This window comes from Streptomyces sp. JN8, from assembly GCF_055808075.1.
Genome location: NZ_CM147852.1, coordinates 6,669,171 through 6,678,307, shown reverse-complemented (window position 1 = coordinate 6,678,307; position 9,137 = coordinate 6,669,171). Strand labels below are relative to the sequence as shown.

The 9,137-nt window shown below is 75.3% G+C and carries 10 protein-coding genes and 1 tRNA gene; 4 read left to right on the top strand and 7 right to left on the bottom strand.

The window, feature by feature from the left end; translation table 11 throughout:
* Positions 1-44: 44 nt before the first annotated feature.
* On the top strand, positions 45-2,549 hold the full coding sequence (locus ACY0MR_RS29510) for an SCO7613 C-terminal domain-containing membrane protein (RefSeq protein ID WP_473556296.1): 2,505 nt from the start codon (positions 45-47) through the stop codon (positions 2,547-2,549).
* 71 nt (positions 2,550-2,620) lie between these two features.
* On the opposite strand, the gene ACY0MR_RS29505 is transcribed toward ACY0MR_RS29510, so the two are convergent.
* A tRNA-Val gene (locus ACY0MR_RS29505) sits at positions 2,621-2,695 on the bottom strand.
* 54 nt (positions 2,696-2,749) lie between these two features.
* Positions 2,750-3,172, bottom strand: a complete 423-nt coding sequence (locus ACY0MR_RS29500) for a TIGR02611 family protein (protein WP_388806487.1) — start codon at positions 3,170-3,172, stop codon at positions 2,750-2,752.
* A 190-nt stretch (positions 3,173-3,362) separates the two neighbouring features.
* Here ACY0MR_RS29500 and ACY0MR_RS29495 point away from each other — a divergent pair, with 190 nt between their 5' ends.
* The gene (locus ACY0MR_RS29495) at positions 3,363-3,776 is read left to right on the top strand and encodes an SsgA family sporulation/cell division regulator (protein WP_015032345.1); all 414 of its coding nucleotides are present in this window, start codon (positions 3,363-3,365) and stop codon (positions 3,774-3,776) included.
* A 191-nt stretch (positions 3,777-3,967) separates the two neighbouring features.
* A complete protein-coding gene (locus ACY0MR_RS29490; RefSeq protein ID WP_361846513.1) occupies positions 3,968-4,525 on the top strand; it encodes a CGNR zinc finger domain-containing protein in 558 nt (185 codons plus the stop codon).
* Positions 4,526-4,563: 38 nt separating this feature from the next.
* On the opposite strand, the gene ACY0MR_RS29485 is transcribed toward ACY0MR_RS29490, so the two are convergent.
* Together ACY0MR_RS29485 and ACY0MR_RS29480 are read right to left on the bottom strand one after the other, a co-directional pair.
* Positions 4,564-4,728 carry a hypothetical protein gene (locus ACY0MR_RS29485; RefSeq protein WP_167346850.1) on the bottom strand — a complete coding sequence of 55 codons (165 nt, stop codon included), beginning with the start codon at positions 4,726-4,728 and terminating at the stop codon, positions 4,564-4,566.
* A 121-nt stretch (positions 4,729-4,849) separates the two neighbouring features.
* Positions 4,850-5,263 carry a hypothetical protein gene (locus ACY0MR_RS29480; RefSeq protein WP_361846515.1) on the bottom strand — a complete coding sequence of 138 codons (414 nt, stop codon included), beginning with the start codon at positions 5,261-5,263 and terminating at the stop codon, positions 4,850-4,852.
* Positions 5,264-5,437: 174 nt separating this feature from the next.
* On the opposite strand from ACY0MR_RS29480, the gene ACY0MR_RS29475 reads away from it, so the two are divergent.
* Positions 5,438-5,953, top strand: a complete 516-nt coding sequence (locus ACY0MR_RS29475) for a DsbA family protein (RefSeq protein ID WP_388806491.1) — start codon at positions 5,438-5,440, stop codon at positions 5,951-5,953.
* Positions 5,954-6,166: 213 nt separating this feature from the next.
* Here ACY0MR_RS29475 and ACY0MR_RS29470 read toward each other — a convergent pair whose 3' ends face one another.
* From ACY0MR_RS29470 to ACY0MR_RS29460, 3 genes are read right to left on the bottom strand one after another with little or no spacing between them, the layout of a single operon-like run.
* Positions 6,167-7,006 carry a GNAT family N-acetyltransferase gene (locus ACY0MR_RS29470; protein WP_392865424.1) on the bottom strand — a complete coding sequence of 280 codons (840 nt, stop codon included), beginning with the start codon at positions 7,004-7,006 and terminating at the stop codon, positions 6,167-6,169.
* 54 nt (positions 7,007-7,060) lie between these two features.
* The gene (locus ACY0MR_RS29465; protein WP_473556290.1) at positions 7,061-7,891 is read right to left on the bottom strand and encodes an aminotransferase class IV; all 831 of its coding nucleotides are present in this window, start codon (positions 7,889-7,891) and stop codon (positions 7,061-7,063) included.
* Complete coding sequence (locus ACY0MR_RS29460) at positions 7,888-8,955, bottom strand: chorismate-binding protein (RefSeq protein ID WP_388806497.1); 1,068 nt, start codon at positions 8,953-8,955, stop codon at positions 7,888-7,890. Before ACY0MR_RS29460 ends, ACY0MR_RS29465 begins: the two co-directional genes overlap by 4 nt.
* Positions 8,956-9,137 lie beyond the last annotated feature (182 nt).

Sequence of the window (9,137 nt, the reverse complement as noted above, 5' to 3'; positions counted from 1 at the left end):
CCGGACGCATTCCGGGCGGTTGCGGCCGGGGCCACACTCCGGTCATGGACAACTCCCTGCCGCCCGCTGACGAGCTGGTGCTCGTCGACCGTGAGCTGGCCCGACTCGACGCACGTCGGTCCCAGTTGCTGACCCGACGGGCCTGGCTCGTCCGGGCGCTGTACGCGCCGGCCGCGCCCGCGGCGCCCGGTCCGCGCCCGCCGGTGGCGGACTCGACGCCGCGGAGCGCGCAGAACGTGCTGCTGACGCTCGGCGGCACCCTGCTGACGATCGCGGCGATCGCGTTCACGCTGGTGAGCTGGGGATCGATGGGGATCGGGGGCCGGGCCGCCGTCCTGTTCCTGGTGACCTCGGCGGCGCTGGCGGCGCCGGTGGCGCTGCTGCGCCGGGGGCTGGTGTCGACGGCCGAGTCGGTGGCGGCGCTGGGCCTGGTCCTGATGGTGCTCGACGCGTACGCGCTGCACCGGGTGGCCCTGCCGGGGGCGGACGGACTCGGGTACACGGCGGTGGCCGCCGCGGTCCTCGCGGGCGGGTGGACGGCGTACGGCTCGGCGCTGTCCCGGCTGCGGATCCCGCTGCCGGCGGCGGTGGTCGCGGGGCAGCTGCCGCTGCCGCTCGGCGTGCTGGCGGCCGGCGGCGGACCGACGGCCTTCGCGTGGGCGGCTCTCGCGACGGCGGCGGCGGACGGCGCGGTGATCCTGTGGACCCGCCCGGCCCCGGTGCGGATCACGGCGGCGGTCGGTGCCGCGGCCCTGGGCGGCTGGGCCCTCCTGACGGGCGGCTGGCTCTCCCTCGTCTCCCCCTGGAGCGGTGCGCCGCTGCTGCTGGCGGCCGCGGCGATCGCCCTGTACACGGCGTGGCGCACGTCCGCCCCGGCGGTGGCGGGCGCGGTGGTCGCGGGCCTGGCGGTGGTCACGGCCGCGGGCGGTCTGCTGCGCTCGGCGGTGTCCTCGGACTGGACGGTCCCGGTGTATGTGCTGTGCGGCCTGGCCGTCGCGTCGGTGTGGCTCACCGGCCGCCGGGAGGCCCCGCCGGAGGCCCGGGGCCGGCGCGCGCTGCCGGACGGCGTCCGGCTGGGGCTCGCCTGCGCGGGTGCCGGCGCCGCGGCGCTGGGTGTCGTGTGGGCGCTGCCGCCGGTGGCGGCCGGGCTGCTGGGGCCGATGGCCCGGACGACCGGGGTGTGGTCCGGCGAGCACGCGGGACGGCCGCTCGCCTCGTTCCCGGGGACGGCCGCCCTGGTCCTGGCGGTCGCGGCGGCCGTGCTCGCGGCGGTCCCCCGGCTGTGGGCCCGCTGCGGTGCCCTGGCCCTGGCCTGGGCGCTCCTGACCGCGCTCCCGGTCGCCCTCGGGCTGCCGTACGCGGCGACGCTCGCCCTCCAGCTCCTGACGACCGCGGCGGCGCTGGCCGGCGCGGTCCGCCCGGGACCGCTGACGCGCGGCCTGCGCCGCCCCGAAGCCGCACCGGAGGCCGGGGCGGCGGGTGCGGGCCGACCCGAAGCCGCCCCGGATGACCCGGCGGCCGCGCCCGGCACCCCCTGGGCCGCCTGGGCGCCCTCCCGGCCCCGTCCGCGGGCCTCCGGCGCGGAGGCCGGGACCACCCTGGGCCGGATCGCGTACGCCCTCGGGCTCGGGTCCGCCGTGAGCGCGGTCGCGCTCTCCCTGGACGTGCGCGGAGCCACGTTCGCGACGCTCGGCGTGCTGCTGGTCCTGCTCGGGGGCGCGGCCGCGTTCGGCACGGGCGCGCGCCGGGTGGTCGCCGCCTGTGCCGCGGTGCTCACCGCGACCGGGCTGGTGGTGGCCTCGGCCGCCGCCGGCGGATTCGAGGACCACTGGACGGCGCTCGCCCTGCTGGGGGTCACGGCGGCCACGGCCGCGGTCGGCGCCAAGGCCCGCCCGGTGGCCCTGCCGGTCGAGATCACCGGTGCGGTCGCGGCGCTCCCGGCCTTCGCGCTCGCCGCGCCCCGGCCCGCGTTCCTGGCGCTGACCCTCGCCCTGGGCGGGGTGGTCGCGGCGGCGACGGCGGTGCGTCCCGAGCGGCGGCGGTTCGCCTCGTGGACGGCCGCGGTGCTCTTCCTGCTGGCCGCCTGGGTGCGGCTCGCGGCGTGGGAGGTGACGACCCCGGAGGCCTACACCCTGCCGGTGACCGTGCCCGCCCTCGTCGTCGGGTTCCTGCGGCGGCGCCGGGACCCGGAGGCCTCGTCCTGGACGGCGTACGGCCCGGGTCTCGCCGCGACCCTGCTGCCGAGCCTCGTCGCGGCTTGGACGGACCCGGAGTGGCCGCGCCCGCTGGCCCTGGGGCTCGCGGCGCTGGCCGTGACGCTGCTCGGGGCGCGGTTCCGGCTCCAGGCGCTCCTGGTCCTGGGCGGCTCGGTGCTGGCCCTGGACGGGCTGCACGAGCTCGCGCCCTACGTGGTACAGGCGGTGGGCGCGCTGCCGCGCTGGCTGCCCCCGGCCCTCGCCGGGCTCCTGCTGCTCGCGGTGGGCGCCACGTACGAGCAGCGGCTGCGGGACGCCCGCAGGCTCCGGGACCGGGTCGCGCGGATGCGGTGACGGGCGGGACGGCGGGGGGCCGTCACGCCGAAGGCCCGAGACGGTGTTCCGTCTCGGGCCTTCGGACCGGGTGGTGGGCGATACTGGGTTCGAACCAGTGACCCCTTCGGTGTGAACGAAGTGCTCTCCCACTGAGCTAATCGCCCCGGTGCACCGCAAACATTACCGCATGTCAGCGGGGCTCCCGCACCACCCGCGGGTCACTCGTCGATCTTCCACGGCATGACGAGGCCGAACTTCCACAGGTAGACGCCGAGCAGGGCGGCGATGATCACCAGCCCGACGGTGGTGAGGATGATGTTCCTGCGGCGGACCTTGGGGTCGAGGGCGCGCTGCGCGGCCTCCGTGACCTTGCGCTTGGTCCAGCGGAGCACGAGCTGCGCCCAGACGAACTCGGTCGCCCAGATCGCCATGCCGGCGAAGATGACCAGCCAGCCGGGTCCCGGCAGCGGCAGCATGACCACTCCGGCGCCGACCACGGCGAGTCCCACGATGAAGACGCCGACCTGCCAGCTCAGATGGAGGCCCCGTCGGGACTTGATGAACTCCGGTGCGCGGGATCCCAGTTCGGCGTCCTTGCCGTCTGCGGACTCCCCGGTGCGCTCGTCACTCTCCGCATTCATGGTCACCAACTTACCGGACGCGGAGCCCTCACCGGAATGGAGGTATTACCGCAGGTCACACGCCCCCGATCGAGCGACCTGAACGATCACAAAACCGACAGAGGGGTTTACAACGGCACCGGAGGTGGCATGTCGATTTCGCCGACGTGCGAATCCCCGAGCGCACACTGAGCGAAAGGCCCTGGCGCTTATGAACACCACGGTCAGCTGCGAGCTGCACCTGCGCCTCGTTGTGTCGAGCGAGTCCTCACTGCCTGTACCCGCGGGCCTGCGGTATGACACGGCCGATCCCTATGCCGTGCACGCCACCTTCCACACCGGAGCCGAGGAGACGGTCGAGTGGGTCTTCGCCCGCGACCTTCTCGCCGAGGGGCTGCACAGGCCCACCGGCACGGGCGACGTCCGCGTCTGGCCGTCGCGTAGTCACGGCCAGGGAGTCGTCTGCATCGCGTTGAGCTCCCCCGAGGGAGAAGCCCTGCTCGAGGCCCCGGCGCGGGCCCTGGAGTCGTTCCTGAAGCGGACCGACGCCGCCGTGCCACCGGGCACCGAGCACCGGCACTTCGATCTCGATACGGAGCTCTCCCACATCCTGGCGGACAGCTGAGCCAGGCCGAGAGCCGTACGGCGCCGTCCGACTCGGGGCGACGGCGCCGCGCGGGCAGCCATCCAGGCACGACACCGGCGCTCCCCGCCGCGCAGCCGGCGCGGTGGAGGGCGCCGTTGTCCTTTTCCCGGTCGCGCTAAAGTCAGCGCCATTCCGCGGGAGCCCGCCCGCGGCCGGCCAGGGAGCGAATCGTGCTGATCCCCCACGACACCCGGATCGCCCTCGACACAGTCGTCGATCTGATGAACACCGCGCCGCAGGGCGACCGGGCCGACGAGCTCGCGGACATCCAGGGGCTGCGGACCTTCGTACGCGCGCACAAGATCAGCGACGTGGGCGACCTCGGGGCGGCCGACCTGCGGGCGGTGCGCGAGGTGCGCGAGAAGTTCGCGGCGGTCTTCTCCGCCCCCGAGGCCCGGATCGCGGCCCCCCTGATCAACCAGCTGGTGGCGGGCGCGGGGACGACGCCCCAGCTCACCGACCACGACGGCTACGACTGGCACGTGCACTACTTCGCGCCGGGCGCGTCGGTGGCCGACCACCTCGCGGCCGACTGCGGCATGGCGCTGGCGTTCATCGTGGTGGCGGGCGAGCAGGAGCGGCTGCGGCGCTGCGAGGCACCGGACTGCGGCCGGGCCTTCGTCGACCTCTCCCGCAACCGCTCGCGCCGCTACTGCGACAGCCGCACCTGCGGCAACCGGCTGCACGTGGCCGCCTACCGGGCGCGCCGCAAGGAGGCGGCGGGCTGACGGCCCCGGCGACCGGGGCCCGATCCGGGCCGGGCCCGTCACAGGACGAAGAGATCGTGCACGGCGGCCATGAGGAGCAGACAGCCGATCACCCCGAGAAAGATCATCAACGGGGGTTGCGAGAGCGCGAACAGGCAGCCGCGCGGCTCTTCGGCGGGGGCATCGGGGGCGGCGGGGACGGTCTCCCGCGAGGTATCCAGCATCTCGGGGGGATGATCGCGCACGCCGGACCCCGGAAATGCGCAACACGCATCATCGGAAGGGGTGTTCACCCCTTCCCGTGGATCGGCGGACGATCACGGAAGCGGGAACGGCCAGAAGCGGTCAGATTCCGTGCTTCTTCAGAATCGCCTCGATGTCGCTGAAGTCCTCGCCCGCGGGCGCGCCGGTCCGCGGCTTCGCCGTGACGGCACGCGAGGGCGACGAGGCGGCGGGCGCCACGGCCCCCGGCTCCGGCGCGCCCTCGACCCGCCGGCGTCCGCCACGACGCCGTTCGACGGCCCGGGTGGACAGGAAGAGCAACCACGCGGCGCCCAGGACGCCGAAGCCGGCCCAGGCGACCGGGCTGAACGCCGTGTCCGCGAGCCATTCGACGGCCCCCGTCATGACCAGGCCGATGGGCACCAGGGAGTAGGCCGCGATCCGGGCGGCGGACAGGAACCGCTTCCGGTAGGCCGTGATCGCGGCGATGCCCAGGCCGGCCGCGGACACCGCGGAGCAGATGGTCTCGGCGAGCATGCGGTCCTCCAGGTCCCGGGTGATACGTCCCTTCCATCCTGCACCGGGGAGGCGCTCCGGGGCCACGTCCCGGGCCCGGTCTCAGGGAGATCTCCGGGTCGCCCGGACCCGGTCTCCTCCCCTGGTCCCGGTGCGGGGACCACCCGCTCCTCCCCGGTGAGGGAGACTGCTGCCATGAGCGACTCCACCACCGCACCCGCCTCCCCCGTCGTCGTCGAGGCGTGGTTCGACCTCCAGTGCCCCGACTGCCTCCGGGCGCTCGACGACGTCCGCGCGCTGCGCGAGAAGTACGGCGACCGGCTCGACGTGCAGCTGCGGCACTTCCCGCTCGCCAAGCACAAGCACGCCTACGCCGCGGCGCAGGCGGCCGAGGAGGCCTTCGCCCAGGGCGGCGGCTGGCCGTACGCCGAGGCGCTGCTCGCCAGGACCGCGGAGCTGGGCGAGCGGGGCGAGCCGGTGCTCCTGGAGGTCGCCGCCGAACTCGGCCTGGACGCGGAGGAGTTCGACACGGCGCTGATCGACGGGCGGCACCTGCTGACGGTGGACGCGGACGAGGCCGAGGGCAAGGCGATCAAGGTCACCGGCACGCCGACGTACGTGGTCGACGGCGAGCGGCTGGACGGCGGCCAGAGCCAGGACGGGCTGCGCGCGCGCATCGAGGAGATCGCCGACCGCCTCCTGAAGGGCTGAGGACCGGGGCGCCGGAGACGCGTCGGCCGGACGTACGGGACGGAGAGACGCGCGAGACCCGTGCGCGCGGGGCCCTAGCGGGCGGAACGGAGACGCGGGCGCCCGGACGCCCGGCCAGGAGGGCGCGGACGTACGGACCGGAGACGCGCGGCCCTTCCCGCCGCGCCCCGACGTCCGGCCCGGTGGCGCCGGGGGCCTCCCGCCGTCGCCCCCCTACCGCAGCTCCTTCGCGCTGTTGACGTACGTCGTGCGGTAGCCCAGCGACTCGTACAGCCGGAGCGCCGGGGTGTTGCCCGCGAAGACGTGCAGTCCGATCCGGGTGTCCCCGGCCTCCCGCGCGACCCGCTCGGCCAGCAGCATCAGCGCCCGCCCGTAGCCGTGGCCGCGCTGCGCCTCGTCGACCTCGATGTCGTACACGAAGGCCGCCCACAGTCCCGGCTCCAGCTCGATCCGGCCGGTCCACAGGTGCCCGGCGGGCCGGCCGTCCCGGACGACGACGTGGATCGCCACGCCCGGGGTGGCGAGCCCCTCCGGGAGGTACTTCGCGTGGCTGCTCTCGGCCTTGGCGCGGGCCTGCTCCTCGGGCACGCCGCGGTCCGTCCAGCTGCGCGCGAAGCCCTCCTTGGCCCGCACCTCCCAGGCCGCGTACTCGGCCTCCGTCATCGGCCGCACCTCGACGCCCTCCGGCAGGACCGGCGGCTCGGCGGGCAGTTCCTTGACCATGTTCCGGCTGCGCTCGGTGTACCCGAGGGCGCCGGCCATCCGCAGCGCCGGTCCGGCGTCGGCGGGCACGGAGATCTGCACCTCGACGCAGCCCCAGCCCCGCAGGACCTCCTCCGAGGCGAGCGCCGCGACGGTGCCGCGGCCCCGCCCCCGGTCCGGCTCCAGGACCCCGAGGCGGCTGATCACGCCGGAGGCGGCGCCGAAGCCGGGGTCGGTGGAGAGGTGCACGGAGCCGACGCGGCGGCTGTTCACACACACGTCGTAGGTGCGGGAACGGCCGCCGTCGGGCGTCTGCTGAAGCGGCTCGGCCGGCCGCAGGGTGGTGGTCATCCACCGTGTTCTACCCACCCGCGGGCCGTCCGTCATCAGGTTTTGCGCGGGCGGCTACCCGAGCCGCGGATCCCGGTCCCGCGCGGCGTGCTCGTCGAAGATCCGCATGGCCTTGGCGGTGACCGGACCCGGCACGGGCGACAGCTCGCGGCCGTCGACGCGGTGCACGGCCTGCACGTCGCGGAGCGTCGAGGTCAGGAAGACCTCGTCGGCGCTCTCCAGGACGTCCAGCGGCAGGTCGGCCTCCTGCGCGCCCGTCCACTCCACGGTGAGGGCCCGGGTGATGCCGGCGAGGCAGCCGGAGGCGACGGGCGGGGTGAGGATCCGGCCGCCGACCACGACGAAGACGTTCGAGCCCGTGCCCTCGCAGAGCCGCCCGACCGTGTTGGCGAACAGCGCCTCCGAGGCGCCCTGCTCGCGCGCCCGGGCCAGGGCGACGACGTTCTCGGCGTACGACGTGGTCTTGAGCCCGGTGAGGGCGCCCCGCTCGTTGCGGGTCCACGGCACGGTGATCACGGCGGTGGAGTCGGCACGGCGGGCGGTCTCCCCCAGGCCGACGACCAGGCCGGTCCCCGCCTCGCCCCGCTCGGAGCCGAGCGGCGAGACGCCGCCGGTGTACGTGATGCGGAGCCGGCCCAGCTCCATCGGGTTGGCCTCCAGGACGGCGGCGCAGGCGCGGCGGACCTCGTCCAGGTCCGGATCGGGCAGGCCGAGTCCGCGGGCGGACCGGGTCAGGCGCTCCAGGTGGAGGGTGAGGGCGAAGGTTCCGCCTCGCTCCGCCTTCACCGTCTCGAAGACGCCGTCGCCGACGGTCAGTCCGTGGTCCAGTACGGAGACCGTGGCGGCCTCCGCGTCGTGCAGCCCGCCGTTGACCCAGATCTTCATCGGGAAGTGGCCTTTCCGGTCGCCTCGAGGGCGCCTGACTCGTGAGCGCCCGACGCTATCGCGACCAGCCGGGACGCCTTCAGCTCGGTCTCCTCCCACTCGCGCTCCGGGTCGGAGCCCCAGGTGATCCCCGCGCCGGTGCCGAAGCGGAGCACGCCCTCGGCGCGGTCGATCCAGAAGGTCCGTATGCCGACGGCCAGCTGCGCCGTGCCCGCGTCGGCGTCGACCCAGCCGAGGCCTCCGCAGTACGGGCCGCGGGGGGCGGTCTCCAGGGCCTCGATGATCCGCAGCGCACTGGACTTGGGCGCCCCGGTCACGGAGCCGGGCGGGAAGGTGGCGCCCAGCAGCTCCGGCCAGCCGGCGTCCTCCCGCAGCAGTCCGGTGACCGTGGAGACGAGGTGGACGAGGCCGGGGTGCTCCTCGACGGCGCAGAGGGCGGGCACGGCGACGGAGCCGGTCTCGCTGACGCGTCCCAGATCGTTGCGGACCAGGTCGACGATCATCACGTTCTCCGCGTGGTCCTTGGGCAGGAGGTCCGCCGCGGTGCGGCCGGTCCCCTTGATGGGACCGGAGGAGATCAGGGCCCCCTCCTTGCGGAGGTACAGCTCGGGAGAGGCGGTGGCGATCTCCACCCCGTGCGCGGGCAGCCGGATCGTGCCCGCGTAGGGGGCGGGGTTGCCCCGGGCGAGGAGCGCGGTGAGGGCGTCGACGTCGGCGGCGGCCGGGTCCGGCAGCGGCGCGGTCAGCACCCGGCAGAGGTTCGCCTGGTAGACCTCCCCGCGCGCGATGTGCTCGCGCACCCGCCGGACGCCCGCGATGTACGCGGCGCGGTCGAGCGAGGACGTCCAGTCACCGGCGGCGGGGCCGCGCCAGCCGCCGGGGACGGGCGCGGGAACCGGGTCGGCGCGCACGTCGCCGAAGCGGGCGCAGGTCAGCCGTCCCTCGAAGTCCGCGCAGACGGCCCAGAAGCCGGCGGAGTCCAGGGCCTCGGGGTCGTGGGTGACGTCCCGGAGGTCGGTCGCGAGGAGGCCGCCGAAGCGGGCCAGCGGAGCAAGGTCGTACACGCATCGAGTCTAGGTCCGCCCGAGGAGGGGCACCGGGGGCGCGGGGGACGGGGCTCCCCGCCACCCCGGGAACACGGCGAGTGAACGCGGCGCGAACCCTCCGGGACACCCGGCCGGGCACCCTGATCGGCCCGCAGGTCAGCACGCTGCGGAAACGCGTTTTTGTGCTGGCCCAGGAATCC